Origin of the sequence: Tropicimonas omnivorans, assembly GCF_031846565.1 — a bacterium.
In the GTDB taxonomy this organism is placed as follows: Bacteria; Pseudomonadota; Alphaproteobacteria; order Rhodobacterales; family Rhodobacteraceae; genus Tropicimonas_B; species Tropicimonas_B omnivorans.
This window is the reverse complement of the sequence record NZ_JAVRHL010000002.1, coordinates 253842-269551: the sequence shown is the minus strand read 5'-3', so window position 1 is coordinate 269551 and position 15710 is coordinate 253842. Positions and strand designations below refer to the sequence as shown.

The following is a 15710-nucleotide window of genomic DNA, read 5'->3' as shown; positions in this document are numbered from 1 at the left end:
GCCACGACGCGCATGGTCATGGCGAGTGACGTGAGCGTCGCCTCTCCTCAGCGGCACTCCATCGCCGCCGAAAGATCCCCCGCGTCGAGCACCTGCGTTCTCAAGGTCCCGCCCGACAGGCGGCTTGCCTGAACATCGGACCAGTCGGGGGAGGCGGTGATGATCTCGGGACCGGTGCCGCAGTCGCGGATGCCGCCCGAGATGGTGGTGTCGCCGATACGGTGATTGGTGTGGCCGTACGCCTCGGCGACGGGGCGCAGGCGGCTTCCCTGGAGGCGGACGATGCGCAAGGTCCGCGCAAGGTGGGGCCGGTCGACATAGGCAATCTCCGCGCGCCCGTCCCCGTCGAGATCGGCGGCGCCGAGGGGGGCGAGCCACCGGAAGCGCGTGCCGATGGCGGGGGTCGCGGCGATGCGGTCAAGCGCGCCCCGGCGAAGGCCCCAGATCGCGAGACGGGCGCCGAGATCCCTGTGACTTTCGACCACGATCACCTCGGGCGCGCCGTCGCCGTCGAGATCGGCAAGGCGGGGCTCGGTATCCTCGAAGACGCGGGTCTCCGGCAGGACGGCCACGAGGTCAGCATAGGGCCAGCTGCAGGGCGGCTGCCCCGCGATCCGGACCTTGAGCCGCCCCCATTCGAGATCGTCGCCGAGCGCGCCGTGGGGGTAGCGGCCGGTCGGCGCATCGTAGCTCGCATCCACGATGGGACCGATGCAGGCGGCGGGCAGATCGGCCCGGGCCGCGGTGGTAGTGGCGGCGGCGGCGAGAAGGCAGGCGGCCAGGGCCGCGAAGCGCCCCGCCCGCCGCCCCGGCATCAGAGCTGCTTCTCGGGCATCTGGACGACGAGGCCGTCGAGGGCATCCGTCACCTTGATCTGGCAGGTGAGGCGGGAGCGGACCTTGTCGGGTTCGAAGGCGAAGTCCAGCATGTCCTCCTCCATCGGATCCATCGCCGGCAGCTTTTCCGTCCAGTCGGGATGAACGTAGACGTGGCAGGTGGAACAGGCGCAGGCGCCGCCGCAATCGGCTTCGATGCCGGGGATGTCGTTGTCGCGCGCGCCTTCCATCACGGTCATGCCGTTGCGGACCTCGACGACATGCTCCGTGCCGCCATGCTCGATATAGGTGATCTTCGCCATCTGGCGTTCTCCGTCTGGCCGTTGCGCGGGAACTCGATATGTCATGCGGGGCGGCGATGCCAGCGGGGTTGCGTCCGTGCGCATATGTTCTACACTTGTTCTCATGTTTCGCCCCCTGCCCCCGCCAGACGCCCCGCCGAGCAAGGCGGCCATCGGCCATCCCATCCACCGCGAGAAGCCGCTGGGGAACGAGCGCTGGCCGCGACCGCCGAGCGCCTGCCCGGCACGGCTCCTGGAGATCGTGCCCACCGGCGCGCGGATCACCGTGGCGGGGCTGGTTCTGGTGCGGCAGCGGCCCGGCACGGCCAAGGGGGTGATCTTCATCACGCTCGAGGACGAGACCGGCACCTGCAACGTCGTGGTGTGGGCGAAGATCTACGAACGGTTCCGCCGCGCCGTCATTGCGGGGCGCCTCCTGCGCGTGACGGGACGGGTGCAGCGGCAGACCAACATCGTCCATGTCGTGGCGGAGGAGATCGAGGACATCTCCCCGATGCTGGACCTGCTGCTTTCGCCTCAGCTCACCCCGGACATCTGCCGCGCAGGGGATCAGCCCTGAGGACAGGCGCCGCCGCCCGGGAAGCGCGCCCTTGCGTCCGCCCGCTGCGGGGACGATATTTCGGGCTCGCGCGTTGCGGCGGCGCCCTCAAGGCCACTTGGCCGGCGGAAGCGTCCATGGAGCGCGGATGGCCCCTGACGGTTACAATGCGTCACGCCTATATGACGAAACGCGACCGGCCTTTGATTTGCGAACCGGCCGCGTTTGTAAAATGGTCCGCTACACGCATCGGCCCCCGTCCCGGGGCCGGGCCACCCGCTTCAGTTACGGCCCGGCCCGAGAGGGGCCGGCGCTCATCCAAGAAGGAGCAAACTTCGTGACCTCCAGATCCATCGCACTGGCACAGATGCCGGCCGCGCCCGCCCGGGCCGCCCAGGCCCTGTCCGCGATCGTCCTCGGCGCCGCCGTGGCCCTCGCCGGCGCGCTGCCCGCCCCCGCTCAGGACGCCGCAGCCCCCATAGAGGCGGAGACCAATCTCAACGACCGCCCGGCAAGCTTCGCCGAACTGGCCGAACAGATCAGCCCCGCCGTGGTGAACATCACCACCTCCACCATGGTGTCCACCGCGACCGACGGGATGCCGCAGGTTCCGGAGGGATCGCCCTTTGAGGACTTCTTCCGCGACTTCCTCGATCGCAACACCCCCGGCGGCGAGGCCCCGCGTCCGCGCCGCTCCTCCGCCCTCGGCTCGGGCTTCGTGATCTCCGAAGACGGTTACATCGTCACGAACAACCACGTCATCGAGCAGGCCGACGAGATCAACATCGAGTTCTTCTCTGGCGACGAGCTGCCGGCCGAAGTCGTCGGCACCGATCCGAACACGGACCTTGCGCTCCTCAAGGTCGATGCCGAGAGCTTGCCGCACGTTCCCTGGGGCGACAGCGACGATGCCCGCGTCGGGGACTGGGTCCTCGCGATGGGCAACCCGCTCGGGCAGGGCTTCTCCGTCTCCGCCGGCATCGTGTCCGCCCGCGGCCGCGCGCTGTCGGGAAGCTACGACGATTACATCCAGACCGACGCCGCCATCAACCGCGGCAACTCGGGCGGGCCGCTGTTCAACCTCGACGGCGAAGTGATCGGCATCAACACCGCCATCCTGTCGCCCACCGGCGGCTCCATCGGCATCGGCTTCGCGATGTCCTCCCGTGTCGCCACCGGCGTCATCGACCAGCTGATGGAGTTCGGCGAGACCCGCCGCGGCTGGCTGGGCGTGCGTATCCAGGACGTGACCGAGGATGTCGCCGACGCGATCGGCCTTGATGATGCACGCGGCGCCCTCGTCACGGACGTCCCCGAGGGGCCCGCCGAAGAGGCCGGCATGGAAGCCGGTGACGTGATCCTCTCCTTCGACGGCGGCGAGGTCGAAGACACCCGCCAGCTCGTCCGCCGCGTCGGCAACACCGAGGTCGGCAAGGAAGTCGGCGTGACCGTCTATCGCGACGGCGAGATGGAAGATCTGCGGATCACGCTCGGCCGCCGCGAGGATGCCGAAAGCGCCGTCCCCGCCTCTGTCGCGGGCCCGGATGAGGGCGAGGAAGAGCCCTCGCAATCGCAGGTCCTCGGCCTGACGGTGCAGCCCCTGACCTCCGAGATTGCCGAGGAACTCGGCCTGGACTCCGACGCCAGCGGTCTTGCCGTGACCGACGTGGACGAATCGTCGGAAGCCTTCGAGAAGGGCGTGAATGCCGGTGACGTGATCGTCGAAGCGGGGCAGGAGCCGGTCTCCGGCATCTCCGATTTCGAAGCCCGCATCGAGGAGGCGCGCGAGGCCGGCCGCCGGTCGGTCCTCCTTCTGATCCGCCGCGGCGGCGACCCGCGCTTCGTCGCCCTGCCGCTCGAGGACTGACGCGTCCCCACAGAAAACCGGTAGCAAGGGGCCCTGCGGGGCCCCTTTTTTCATGCGTCTCCCTTCATCCTCGCGGCGCAGACCCCGGGGGAGGCACGACAGGGCGGCGGAAGACAGTGCCCGGAGGGGCGGCGGGGCGGCCACCGCCCTGCCCTCGCCCGATCGTCCCGCGCTTGCCAGACCTCCGTGATCCTGCGAGCCTTCGCGGCATGAATGATCTCGACAGCACCGTCGCCCTGCTCGGCGACCTCATCGCCTTTCCCACCGTCTCGGCGGACAGCAATCTTGCCATGATCGAGCACCTGGCGGAGCGGCTCGAGGCCGCCGGGGCGCGAACGTCCGTCCTGAAGGACGACAGTGGCCGCAAGGCGAACCTCTTCGCGACACTCGGGCCGGACCGGGCGGAGGGCGGGCTGATCCTGTCGGGGCACAGCGACGTCGTTCCGGTCGAGGGCCAGGACTGGCACCGCCCGCCCTTCGAAATGACCGAGGACGATGCGGGCCGCCTGTACGGGCGCGGCACCTGCGACATGAAGGGCTTCATCGCCGCCGCCGTCCATCTCGCGCCCGAGCTCGCAAGGATCGCGACGCACCGCCCCGTCCATTTCAGCTTCACCTATGACGAGGAGGTCGGCTGCCTCGGCGCCCGCTCCCTCACGTCGGAACTCGCGAAACGCGGTCTGAAGCCGGCCATGACGATGATCGGGGAGCCCACGGAGATGCGGGTGATCGACGGTCACAAGGGCGTGTCAGAGTATACCGTCCGCTTTCACGGCCGTGCCGGGCACGGCTCCGACCCCGATGCGGGCGCCAGTGCCCTCGACGCCGCGATTCGCTACGCCGCGCGGCTCCTCGAATTGCGGGAGGAGCTGAAGCGTCGTGCGGCGGATGGTCTGCCGTTTCACCCGCCCTGGACCACGGTCAATCTCGGTCGTCTCTCGGGCGGCAATGCCCACAACGTCATCGCGGCGAGCGCCCTCTTGGAATGGGAGATGCGTCCCGCGCAGGCGGGGGACGCGGAGTTCGTCAGGGAGGCGCTGTCGAAGCACGTCGAGGAGGTTCTGTTGCCGCAGCTTCGGCGGACCGAGCCGGATGCGCGGATCGAGACGGAGGTGATCGGCGATGTCGTCGGGCTGGATCCGGAGAACGACAATGCCCTGCGCGATCTGCTCCTCGCGCTGACGGGGACGGCGGATGCCGGCACGGTGGCCTTCGGCACGGAGGCCGGGCTCTTCCGGGAACTGGGGGGCGATGTGGTCGTCTGCGGTCCCGGCTCGATCTCGCAGGCACACTTGCCCGACGAGTTCGTCACGCGAGACCAGCTGGATCACTGTCTTCGCACGATCCGGGGCCTGACGCAGCGCGTGGCCGGGACGGCGTAGATCGGGAGGGGGTGGGTCCGCCGCCTGGGAGGAAACGGCGGACCCTGTCTTTCCCTGGAGGTCAGGGATCAGTCGTCGCGGGCATTCTTCAGGATCACCAGCTCGTTGAGCGAGTGGTCGGCCGAGGAGACGCCCAGCTGGGAAGCGAGTTGCGTCTTGGCGGCGGAACCGTGGGCCTGCGCGTCGCGGAAGCTGTAGGTGCGGTCGTTCGAGATGTTGCCCTCGAGGATGTACTTCGCGGTCTGCTGATCGTTGTCGTCAAGCGCCTGCTTGAGGATCGTCAGCTCCGCGAGGGAGTAGGCGCCGGGCTCGACGCCCACGGAGGCGGCCAGCTGATCGTTGTCCGCGAGAGCCGGAGTTGCAACGGCAAGAACGGCTGCGGCGATGATGGAGATACGGGTCATGTGTCTGTCCTAACTGAATTTTCTGGGGAGGGGTGTGTCCCGTCCCTCGGATGAGACAGATTTATGACGCTGTGCACGGATCCGGTATTGGCGAAAGTTGTCTCGCACTCTGCGCATATTTGCACAGTGTAATTTGAAACTCCGAGACGGGGAATGAAGTAGGCGACGCCGGTCAGGCCGGCGCGGCCTTCGGTGCGAGTCCCAGCTCCTGCGCCGCGACGAGCGACAGGACGGAGGAGTTCAGACCGAGCGGCGCCTGGAAGGCACGGATCGCGGCGCGGGTGCCGGCATTGGCCTCTCCGTCCGCCGGCCCGCGGTAGAGGCCCCGCGCCGCCAGGGCCCGCTGGATCGAGGCGATGAAGTCTGGCGGCATCGCGCCTTCGCAGACCGTCTCGAACCAGACCTCCCGCCGCTCCACCACGATGCGCTGGATCTGGCGGCCGGTCTCCTCGGTGACGGTCTCGATGATTGCGGGGGTTTCGTCCCGGCTCCAGCAGGTGCCGGGGGGCGCTTGGGGCGGGCCGTCCGCGGCGCCGATGCTGGCCTCGTCCAGGCGCGTCACGTCCGGCCGGCCAAGGCCGCACCCGGCAAGCAGCAGAAGGCCGCAGATCAGGGGTCCGTGTCGCATCATCTCCGCCTCACTCCCGGGCCGCGCGTGGCCGCGGGAACGCTACCCTCGCCGTCGCCTGCCGAAAAGGGGCGCAGGGTCCGCCCTCTTCCGTCCGGGCGCGCCGCATGTCAGGTTGCGCGGAAACCGGCTGGCCGGATATCGGCGCCGCGGGCAGACTTTCCCCAAGGGGGCTTCATGGACCACTTCACCGCCGATGACGGCGCCCGGATCGCCTATCTGGACGAGGGCGCCGGACTGCCGCTCCTCTGCCTGCCCGGCCTGACCCGGACCCACGGCGATTTTCGCTACCTGATGCCGCATCTCGACCTGGCGACGACGCGCGTCATCCGGATGGATTACCGCGGCCGCGGCGGATCGGACTGGACTGGCGCGGAGAGCTATACGGCCTCCCGCGAGGGCCGGGACGCGATCCAGCTCTTGGATCACCTGGGACTGGACAAGGCCGCGATCCTCGGCACCTCGCGCGGCGGGCTGATCGGGATGCTGCTGGCGGCAACGGCGAAGGAGCGTCTGCTCGGCCTCGCGCTCAACGATGTCGGTCCCGTCCTCGAGGAAAAGGGCCTTTCTGCCATCGACGGCTATATCGGCCGGCGGCCCGCGGCGAAGACCCATGCCGAGGCCGCAGCCGCCATGGAGCGCACCCTCACGGGTTTCACCGATCTGCCCGAGGGCCGCTGGATGGAAGAGGCGGAACTCCATTACCGCGCTGGTCAGGACGGGCTGGAGCTGACCTACGATCCGGCTCTGAGGGACAGTTTCCTCGCCGCGTTCAAAGGCGGGACGACGCCCGCATGGGCGCTCTTCGATGCCGCCGAGGGCCTGCCTCTGGCGCTTCTGCGGGGCGAGAACTCGGATTTGCTGTCGCAGGAGACCGCGGACGAGATGTGCCGTCGCCGGCCGGACATGTTCTACGGCGCGGTGCCGGGCCGGGCGCATATTCCGTTTCTCGACGAGCCCCATGCGCTCGCCGTTCTGAACGACTGGATGGAGGCGATGCGATGAGCGATGCGATCGGAATCAAGGAGATAGAGGCAGCCGCCGAGCGTCTGGCCGGCCATGCACGGCGCACGCCGCTTCTGTCGTCGCCGCTCTTGGACGAGATCGCCGGGCGGCGCGTCTTCGTGAAGGCCGAGTGCCTGCAGCATACCGGCAGCTTCAAGTTTCGCGGCGCCTGGTCCGCCATCTCGAACCTTCCGAAGAAGACCAGGGGCGTCATTGCCTTCTCCTCGGGCAACCACGCGCAGGGCGTCGCGCTCGCGGCGCAACGGCACGGGCTGCCGGCCGTCATCGTCATGCCGCAGGATGCGCCGCAGCTGAAGCTGGCGAATACCGCCGCTCTCGGAGCCGAAGTCGTGCTCTACGTGCGGGGCAAGGAGAACAGGGACGAGATCGGCGAACGCCTGGCCGAAGAGCGCGGCCTCACGCTGATCCGGCCCTTCGACGATCCCGACGTGATCGCGGGACAGGGCACGGCCGGCCTCGAGATCGCCGAGCAGATGGCGGGGGAGGATGTGGGCGCGCTCGACGTCATTTCCTGCTGCGGTGGCGGCGGTCTGACCTCCGGCATCGCGCTGGCGCTCGCGGATCGCCGTCCGGACTGGAGCGTGCGCACCGCCGAGCCCGAGAATTTCGATGACGTGGCCCGGTCCCTCGAGACCGGGGAGGTGCAGGAAAACCCGCGCGAGGACGGCTCGATCTGCGATGCGATCGTCACGCCCCGCCCCGGCAAGCTGACCTTTCCGATCCTGAAGCGCCTCTGCGGCCCCGGCCTCGTCGCGACGGACGAGGAATGCCTGCAGGCCATGGCGATTGCCTTCCTGCGCCTCAAGATCGTCCTGGAGCCCGGCGGCGCGGCTGCCCTGGCCGCAGCGCTCTTTCGCAAGGATCAGATCGAGGGCGAGTCGGTGGTGGTGGTCGCCTCTGGCGGCAATGTCGATCCCGGCCTCTTCGCCTCCGCGCTTCAGCAGTACGGGCGGTAGCCGCCTTCAGGGTAGCAGGGCGCGCCCGGCTTGGGCCGGGCGCGCCATTGTGTCTCCACCTCACGCGGGCGGTCAGCTCGGCGACAATCCCCGGAGCCGTTCCGAGCGGCGGCGCAGGAATTCGAGGGTCGCGAGAAGCGTGATGGAAATGCAGACGAGGATCGTCGCGACGGCGAGGATCGTCGGGCTGATCTGCTCCCTGAGGCCGATGAACATCTGCCACGGCAGCGTCTTCTGCGACGCAGACCCGACGAAGAGCACGATCACCACCTCGTCGAAGGAGGTGATGAAGGCAAAGAGCCCGCCCGAAATGACGCCCGGCAGGATCAGCGGCATCTGGACCCGGAAGAACGTCTTCACCGGCCCCGCCCCCATGTTCGCCGCGGCGCGGGTGAGCGACCGGTCGAACCCGACGAGCGTCGCCGTCACCGTGATGATGACGAAGGGAATGCCGAGCGCGGCATGGGCGAGGACGACGCCGAAATAGGTCCCCTGAAGCCCGATGCGGCTGTAGAAGAAGTACATCCCGGCAGCCGAGATGATCAGCGGCACGATCATGGGGGAGATCAGGATCGCCATGATCGCGCGCCGGAAGGGCACGTGGGGCTGGCTGAGGCCGATCGCGGCGAGGGTTCCGAAGATCACCGACAGAAGCGTCGCCATCGGCGCGATGGTCACCGAGTTCCAGAGCGCGTTCTGCCAGTCGCTGCTGTTGAAGAAGTCGCGGTAGTGCCGGAGGGAGTAGCCCTCGGGATCGAACCGCAGCATCTCGGGCGTGAAGGTGAAGAAGTTCTCCGCGTTGAACGACAGCGGCATGACCACGATGATCGGCGTGATCAGGAAAACGAAGATCGCGCCGCAGATCACCCTGAAGGTATGGTGCCACAGCACCTGCCCTGACGTGGAATAAGGCGGCATGGGATCGCGGTAGCGGTTCATCGCGAGCCACCAGGTGAACCAGCCCACGAACCAGCCGAAGAGAAAGCCGATCACCAGCCCGGTGATCCCGGTCAGCAGCAGGCCGACGAGGCCGGCGAGGATCGCGAGCCCCCAGCGGCCCTCCTTCTCCCGCCCGAGGGCGAGGAGCCCGAAGCCGGCACCGGCGGCAAGCAGCGCGCCGGCGACGATGCCGAGGAGGCCGGAGCCGAGCGCGGTGCCCACGAAGAGCCCCATGACGGCGCCGAACGCGGCGACGATGCCGAGAACGAAGGGGAGCGGACGCTTGATATCGGTCATGGCCTCAGCCCCCCAGCTTCACGTTGTCGATGCCGACGATGCGGTCGTAGAGATAGTAGAGCACCAGGACCACGGCGAGCAGGATGGTGCCGAGCGCGGCCGCGAGGCCCCAGTTCAGAGAGCTCGAGATGTGATAGGCGATCCGGTTCGAGATGAACGTGCCGGACGTGCCGCCGACGATCTCGGGCGTGATGTAGTAGCCGATCGACAGGATGAAGACGAGGATCGAGCCTGCGCCGATGCCGGGCACGCTCTGCGGGAAGTAGACCCGCCAGAACGCCGTGGAGTTGGTCGCCCCGAGGGATTTCGCGGCGCGCAGGTAGGACGGCGGGATCGTCGACATCACCGAGTAGAGTGGCAGGATCATGAACGGCAGCAGGATATGGGTCATCGCGACGATGGTGCCGAACTGGTTGTTGATCATCACGAGGCGGTTCGCGTCGGAGACGATCCCGAGCCAGACCAGCACGTCGTTGATCACGCCCTGCTGCTGGAGCATCACCTTCCACGCGCTCGTGCGGACCAGAAGCGAGGTCCAGAACGGCAGTAGGACAAGGATCATCAGAAGGTTGGCGCGCCGCGCGGGAACGTTCGACAGCAGCCACGCCACCGGATAGCCGAGCAGGATGCAGGAAATGGTGATGACGCCGGACATGAAGAAGGTCCGCTTGAAGAGAAGGCCATAGATCCTCTCGCCCTCGGGCTGCGGCTCGACGCCCTCGGGCGTCAGCTTCAGGTCCACGGCATTGAGGAAGTAGCCCGCGGTGTAGGGCGCCGAGAAGGCGGCGAAGGTGCCCCAGACGTCGGTGCTGCCCCAATCCTCGTCGATCTCGAGGAACTGCGCCTTGTATGTGGGGACGTCCCAGCGTCCGGCGGCCTCTGCGGCGGTCGCGAGACGCTCAGCGCCCGGCCCCTCGTAGAGCGAAAGGGCGCCCTCGTTCTGCGTGATGTCGGTGTAGAGCGCCTGATAGGCGGGGGTCCAGACGTCCTCGTCCGCGGGGTCGTCCTCGTCCTCGCCCTGCGTGAAGCGCGCGAAATCGAGGTAGATGGAGGCGGTCTTCGGCAGCACCTCCTCGATGCCGTCCCGGAGTTCGAACCGGGGGAAATCCTCCGGGTCCGTGCCGTCGGCGATCGCCTCTTCGCGCTCTGCCAGCCAGTCGTCCGAGCCCATGATGGCAGCCCAGGTCGCAGGCTCCTCCCAGGCTTCGTCCAGCGCCACGAACTCGTCCATCGCGACCTCGCCCACATCGTCGACGGCGCGGCCGGTCTGACGGAAGAGCGAGGAGATCCCGGTTGTCTCGTAGTTCAGGCGGGAGCCGACGCGGGTATGGTTGCGTCGCTCGGCGGCATCGGTGAGGTCGAAGGCCAGCGCCTCGTAGACCGCCTCATCAGGCTCGCCGCTCTCGTAGCCGCCCAAGGCGACCACGGTGCGGGGCATGTTCTCGGAGATGATCTGGTTCTCGACCGAGCGGAACAGCATGTCCACGATCGGGGCGATGAAGGCGACGAGAACGAAGATCAGGAGGGGCGCGATCAGGAGGAGCGCCCGCATCTTCTCACGGCGCAGGGCGCGCGCGAGGCTCTTCTTCAGGGGCGTGCCGTCGGCCGCGACCATCGGCTCCGCGACGCCCTTCTCCTCGGCATCGGCGATGCGCAGAGCATCGTCCGGCGTGGGGGCTCGGCGCCCGGTTGTCGCATCGGTTACGTCGGCCATGGTCTTGTCCCCGCTGGTCCGTTCTGCACCGGCTCTGCGGCCGGCTTTTCTTGCGGGGAAGGGCCGCGAGCGGCCCCTCCCCTGTCATGTCGGACGGATCCGATTACTGCGCGAGCCAGGACTGGAACTTGGCGTCCAGATCGTCGCGGTAGTCGGCCCACCACTCGTAGTTCTGCACGAAGGCATTGGACGAGTTGTCGGGGTTGGTCGGCATGTGCGGCGCCATGTCGATACCGAGCGTGGCGTGCTCACCGACGAGCGGCGCCGAGGAGGACCGGGCCGGACCGTAGGAGATGTACTTCGCCTGATCGGCGAGGCGCTGGGTGTCCGTGGCGAACCACAGGAAGTCCTTCACGCGGTTGAGGGCTTCCTCGTCATCCTCGAGACCGGCGGGAATGATCCAGCCGTCGAGGTCGTAGGACTGGGTGTCCCACATCATTTCGACGGGCTGATCCTGCTCGACGATGAGGCTGAAGAGACGACCGTTATAGGTCGAGCCGAAGACGATCTCGCCATCCGCGAGGAGCTGCGGCGTGTCGGCGCCGGCGGTCCACCAGACGGTCTCGTCCTTGATCGTCTCGAGCTTGTCGAAGGCGCGCTGCTGGCCTTCGTCGGTCTCGAGCATGTCGTAGACGTCGTCCTGGGCGACGCCGTCACACATCAGCGCCCATTCCATGTTGTTGTGCGGACGACGCTCGAGGGACCGCTGGCCCGGGAAGGTCTCCAGGTCGAAGACGTCGCAGATCTCGGTCGGCGTCTCGCCGTTCCACGCGTCGACATCCGTGCGGTAGCCGAAGGTGTAGGAATAGGCGATCTGCGGGATGAAGCAGTCGCTGACGAGCATGTCCTCGCCGAAGTCATCGGAGGCGGGTGTGCCGTCGGGCGCCGGGGCCGTGATCTCGTCGATGTCGACTTCCATCGCGAGACCTTCGTCGCAGAGACGCATCGCATCGGCGGCGGTGACGTCCACGAGATCCCAGGTGATGTTGTTCGCCTCGGACTGTGCGCGCATGCCGGCCACGGCCTCGCCCGAGCTTTCGTCCCATACCACGTCGAGGTCGGGGTTCATCTCGAGATAGGGCTCGACATAGGCCATCCGCTGGCTGTCTTGGTAGGCGCCGCCCCATGACACGATGGTCATGTTGTCGGCCATCGGCTCGCCCGCGACGGGGCTCTCGGTCATCGAATCGTCGCTCTGCGCCCAAGCCATGCCGGCGACGGCCGTCATCACCGTGGAGGCGAGAAGTGTCTTGGTCAGTCGCATTTGGTGCTCCCTGTTTCGCCCGTTTGAAGAGTATGGGCCGGCGCCACGGACGATGCGCCTCAGCCCTTCGAGGTCGCGCATCCCGCCGCCCCGGAAGTCGGGGCGGGGCGGGATGGCGACCATTCGTCCTGCATTCAGGCGTCGAGCGCCCGGCAATCTTCCGGCTGCCATCCGATTTCGATCGTCGTCCCGGGATCGAGACGGATCTGGCCGGGGGCGTTCCGGGTCTTGACGATGAAGTCGTTGTTCCCGGCGACACGGAGCCGCGTCCGGAAGATATCGCCCATGTAGATGAACTCGAGCACTTCGGCGTCGAGGGTGTGCGCATCGTCGGTCAGGCGGTCCCGGCCGAACTCGACGCGCTCCGGGCGGATGGAGATCCGCGTGCGCTGGCCCGGCTCGGTGACGTTGACCGGCATGGCGTCGATCACGCTGCCATTGTCGAGGCGCACAGTGCAGCGCTCGCCGGCAATCGTCTCGACCACGCCTTCGAGCGTGTTGTTCTCGCCGATGAACTGCGCGACGAAACTGTTCTTCGGAGCCTCGTAGAGCTCGTCCGGCGGGGCGAGCTGCTGGATGCGCCCGTCATCGAACACCGCGACGCGGTCGGACATCGTCAGCGCCTCCGTCTGGTCGTGCGTGACGTAGACTACCGTGATGCCGAGATTGTCGGAGATGTGCTTGATCTCGAACTGCATGTGCTCGCGAAGCTGCTTGTCGAGCGCGCCGAGAGGTTCGTCCATCAACACCAGCTCCGGCTCGAACACCAGCGCCCGCGCCAGCGCGATCCGCTGCTGCTGACCGCCCGAAAGCTGCGCCGGACGGCGACCGCCGAAGCTGCCCATCTGGACCATGTCGAGCGCGCGGCGCACTTTCGCCTCCCGCTCGGACTTTCCCATCTTCCGAACTTCGAGCGGAAAGGCGAGATTCTCGGCCACGCTCATGTGCGGGAAAAGGGCGTAGTTCTGGAAGACCATGCCGATCCCGCGCTTGTGCGGCGGGATGTTATTGATCGAGTTGCCGGCCAGCTTGATCTCGCCATGGGTGGCGCTCTCGAAGCCCGCCAGCATCATCAGGCAGGTGGTCTTTCCGGATCCCGAGGGGCCGAGCATCGTGAGAAACTCGCCCTTCGGCATGTCTAGGTTGAGATCTTTGACGACGAGCGTCTCGCCGTCATAGCTCTTCTGCACGCGTTCGAATGCGACGAACGGCTCGTTGGATACGGCGTCCAGCAAGGGCGCTCCCTGTGTTGCGGGTGCCGGACATTCTGACGGTCCGGCTTTGTCTGTGTGGAATCAGTTAAGCAAGACCTCGCTCATATTGCAATCGAAACGGCGCATGCCGTCAGAACACAAAGTTATGGACGGGTGGGCGCACGGATCGCAGGCGGACCTGCGCAACGCTTTGGCACCTCGCGCATCGGCGCCTCTTCGCCCGTTCCCGCGTGCCGCAGGGCTCAGGGCACGGACAGATCTTGCAAACCTTGCGCGGCGGTGCACCTCTGCCTGATGACAATGACACTCACACAGCGGCCAGTTATCACGGACAGCGCCCCTCACGGGATCCGCGAGGTTCTGGCGCGTCTGGACGGGCTCACCGGGATGGACTCCGTCTCGGTGCGCGATATTGTCGCGGCGTTTGGCCGGGACGCGTTCCTACCGCTGATGATGATTCCCGCCCTCGTGGTCGTTTCGCCGCTGTCGGGCGTGCCGCTCCTGCCCACCTTCTGCGGCCTGATCGTCGCCCTCGTCGCGCTTCAGCACCTTGTCGGCCGGCACAGCCTGTGGCTTCCCGGCTTCATCACACGGCGGCAGGTCGCAGGCGCGCGCCTTCATCGGGCGGTGGTGCGGCTGGAGAATTCGGCCTCATGGGTGGACCGGCACAGCCGCGACCGCCTGCAGACCCTGGTGCGCCCGCCCGGCGCGACGATCGCCGTCGCCCTCGCGGCGCTGTCCGGCGCGACGATGCCGTTTCTCGAACTGATCCCGTTCTCGTCCTCGCTCCTCGGAGTGGCGATCGTCCTCATCGCGGCGGGACTTCTGGCGCGGGACGGTCTATTCGTTCTTCTCGCCTTCCCGTTCATAGCGATGGCCGGGTCGATCCCGATCGCGGTCCTCGCCGGAGTATTGAGTACGCTTTGACAGATACGACCGATCCGAACCTCGCCCTCGAACGCCGCACCGGTCTTCCCGACGCTCTCCGGGTCCTGCTCGAGGAATATCCCCGCGCGGGGTGGGAGGACGATCCGGGATACCAGGGCCTGATCGCCTTCTGGCTCGATCGGCACATGATGTTCCGCCGGTTGACCGAAGCGATGCGCGAGGCCTCCGAAGCCCGGCTCGACGGAACATCCGAGCCGGAGCGCTACGCGGCGGCCATGTCCCGCTACGGCTCCATGCTGGTCAGCCAGCTCCATGGCCACCACCAGATCGAAGACATGCACTACTTCCCCGTCCTCTCTGGAAAGGACGCCCGCATCGCATCGGGGTTCGAGCTTCTGGACAAGGATCACCACGCCCTCGACGGCCACATCGCGCGCTTCACCGAGACCGCGAATGCGGCGATCCGCGCCAGCGACGGACAGACGTTGCCCGGCCTCGCGAAGGACGCGACGGGCGCTTTCCACGAGGAAATCGCGCGCTTCGAGACCTTCCTCGACCGCCACCTCCTCGACGAGGAGGAGCTCGTGGTTCCGGTCATCCTGAAATACGGTGCGTCGGGCCTCTAGACGCCGGACGCCGAAGCGCACGGCCGGCGAATCGAACGCCAGGAGATGTCACTATGAGCAGAGCTTCGGACGATACCTATATCCTGACGGCCTCGGAGATCGCGAGCACGGAAGGGCTCGCGAAGACGCACTTCCTGAACACGAACGCCCGCCGCGCGAACAGGAGCCTGGGTGATTTGGCCGGACTGACCGGCTTCGGGTTTCATATCATCGAGGTGGAGCCGGGCCAGGAGACGACCGAACACCACGTCCACCATCACGAGGACGAATGCGTCTACGTTCTCGACGGAACAGCGACGGCAGTGATCGGAGAGGAAGAGCACCCGGTTGGTCCGGGGGACTTCATCGGCTACCGCAAGGGCGGGCATGCGCATTCGATCCGCAACACGGGCGACCGGATCTTGCGGTGCATCGTCGTTGGCGAGCGCTTGGCGCACGATGTCGTCGACTACCCACGCCGAGGGAAACGCCTCTATCGCAACCGAGGTTTGGCCTGGAACGTCGTTGATCACGACGCGATCAGTGAACCGAAGGCAGGCGCCAAGACTTAGAGACGTTCCGCTTAGAACGGCCCGGGCGCATACTCGATGTAAACTGGCGTTTGCCGGGGCTGCGGCGAAAGCCGAAATGTCCGTTCACCGGACCTCAAGCTCCGAAACAAGCGAGGCGGACAGGTCGGGTAGAGCCAAGAGGAGCGGTGCATCGTGCCGCAAAGGCGACCGGCAGGATGAAGCTTCGACACTCCAGCACGCGACGGAAGAGATTTTCCGGGAGGGGGGATAGCTGGGGGATCTACCGCTCGAGTGCGTACGATCCCCCAATCCTAGGG

The 15710-nt window shown here is 67.2% G+C and carries 16 protein-coding genes; 8 read left to right on the top strand and 8 right to left on the bottom strand.

Going from position 1 to position 15710, the window contains the following annotated elements; translation table 11 throughout:
• Window positions 1-47: 47 nt before the first annotated feature.
• Complete coding sequence (locus tag RM543_RS06620) at window positions 48-815, bottom strand: FG-GAP repeat domain-containing protein (RefSeq protein WP_311690107.1); 768 nt, start codon at window positions 813-815, stop codon at window positions 48-50.
• Complete coding sequence (locus tag RM543_RS06615) at window positions 815-1138, bottom strand: 2Fe-2S iron-sulfur cluster-binding protein (RefSeq protein ID WP_311690106.1); 324 nt, start codon at window positions 1136-1138, stop codon at window positions 815-817. Before RM543_RS06615 ends, RM543_RS06620 begins: the two co-directional genes overlap by 1 nt.
• 103 nt (window positions 1139-1241) lie before the next feature.
• Here RM543_RS06615 and RM543_RS06610 point away from each other — a divergent pair, with 103 nt between their 5' ends.
• The 3 genes from RM543_RS06610 (at window position 1242) to argE (ending at window position 4925) form a co-directional block, all read left to right on the top strand.
• Complete coding sequence (locus tag RM543_RS06610; RefSeq protein WP_311690105.1) at window positions 1242-1697, top strand: OB-fold nucleic acid binding domain-containing protein; 456 nt, start codon at window positions 1242-1244, stop codon at window positions 1695-1697.
• A gap of 316 nt (window positions 1698-2013) precedes the next feature.
• Window positions 2014-3543 carry a DegQ family serine endoprotease gene (locus RM543_RS06605; RefSeq protein ID WP_432280437.1) on the top strand — a complete coding sequence of 510 codons (1530 nt, stop codon included), beginning with the start codon at window positions 2014-2016 and terminating at the stop codon, window positions 3541-3543.
• Between the two features lie 209 nt (window positions 3544-3752).
• Window positions 3753-4925 (top strand): acetylornithine deacetylase, encoded by a 1173-nt coding sequence (argE, locus tag RM543_RS06600; RefSeq protein WP_311690104.1) that lies wholly within the window; start codon window positions 3753-3755, stop codon window positions 4923-4925.
• 68 nt (window positions 4926-4993) lie between these two features.
• Here the strand turns inward: argE and RM543_RS06595 are convergent, their stop codons facing one another.
• Window positions 4994-5329, bottom strand: a complete 336-nt coding sequence (locus RM543_RS06595) for a hypothetical protein (protein ID WP_311690103.1) — start codon at window positions 5327-5329, stop codon at window positions 4994-4996.
• A 172-nt stretch (window positions 5330-5501) separates the two neighbouring features.
• A complete protein-coding gene (locus RM543_RS06590) occupies window positions 5502-5957 on the bottom strand; it encodes a peptidoglycan-binding domain-containing protein (protein WP_311690102.1) in 456 nt (151 codons plus the stop codon).
• 177 nt (window positions 5958-6134) lie between these two features.
• Here RM543_RS06590 and RM543_RS06585 point away from each other — a divergent pair, with 177 nt between their 5' ends.
• Together RM543_RS06585 and RM543_RS06580 are read left to right on the top strand one after the other, a co-directional pair.
• Window positions 6135-6962 (top strand): alpha/beta fold hydrolase, encoded by an 828-nt coding sequence (locus RM543_RS06585; protein WP_311690101.1) that lies wholly within the window; start codon window positions 6135-6137, stop codon window positions 6960-6962.
• Window positions 6959-7939 carry a threonine ammonia-lyase gene (locus RM543_RS06580; protein WP_311690100.1) on the top strand — a complete coding sequence of 327 codons (981 nt, stop codon included), beginning with the start codon at window positions 6959-6961 and terminating at the stop codon, window positions 7937-7939. The genes RM543_RS06585 and RM543_RS06580 overlap by 4 nt, the downstream gene beginning before the upstream one ends.
• A gap of 72 nt (window positions 7940-8011) precedes the next feature.
• Here RM543_RS06580 and RM543_RS06575 read toward each other — a convergent pair whose 3' ends face one another.
• The 4 genes from RM543_RS06575 to RM543_RS06560 form a co-directional block, all read right to left on the bottom strand.
• A complete protein-coding gene (locus tag RM543_RS06575; protein ID WP_311690099.1) occupies window positions 8012-9175 on the bottom strand; it encodes an ABC transporter permease in 1164 nt (387 codons plus the stop codon).
• 4 nt (window positions 9176-9179) lie between these two features.
• A complete protein-coding gene (locus RM543_RS06570) occupies window positions 9180-10889 on the bottom strand; it encodes an ABC transporter permease (protein WP_311690098.1) in 1710 nt (569 codons plus the stop codon).
• A gap of 103 nt (window positions 10890-10992) precedes the next feature.
• Entirely contained in the window at window positions 10993-12153 is a 1161-nt protein-coding gene (locus RM543_RS06565; RefSeq protein WP_311690097.1) for an extracellular solute-binding protein, read from the bottom strand.
• Between the two features lie 134 nt (window positions 12154-12287).
• Complete coding sequence (locus RM543_RS06560; RefSeq protein ID WP_432280448.1) at window positions 12288-13343, bottom strand: ABC transporter ATP-binding protein; 1056 nt, start codon at window positions 13341-13343, stop codon at window positions 12288-12290.
• Window positions 13344-13661: 318 nt separating this feature from the next.
• Here RM543_RS06560 and RM543_RS06555 point away from each other — a divergent pair, with 318 nt between their 5' ends.
• The 3 genes from RM543_RS06555 to RM543_RS06545 are packed head-to-tail and all read left to right on the top strand — an operon-like array spanning window position 13662 to window position 15432.
• Window positions 13662-14294 carry an exopolysaccharide biosynthesis protein gene (locus RM543_RS06555; protein ID WP_311690095.1) on the top strand — a complete coding sequence of 211 codons (633 nt, stop codon included), beginning with the start codon at window positions 13662-13664 and terminating at the stop codon, window positions 14292-14294.
• Window positions 14291-14881 (top strand): hemerythrin domain-containing protein, encoded by a 591-nt coding sequence (locus RM543_RS06550; RefSeq protein WP_311690094.1) that lies wholly within the window; start codon window positions 14291-14293, stop codon window positions 14879-14881. Before RM543_RS06555 ends, RM543_RS06550 begins: the two co-directional genes overlap by 4 nt.
• Before the next feature lie 53 nt (window positions 14882-14934).
• Complete coding sequence (locus RM543_RS06545; protein ID WP_311690093.1) at window positions 14935-15432, top strand: cupin domain-containing protein; 498 nt, start codon at window positions 14935-14937, stop codon at window positions 15430-15432.
• The last annotated feature ends 278 nt before the right edge of the window (window positions 15433-15710 follow it).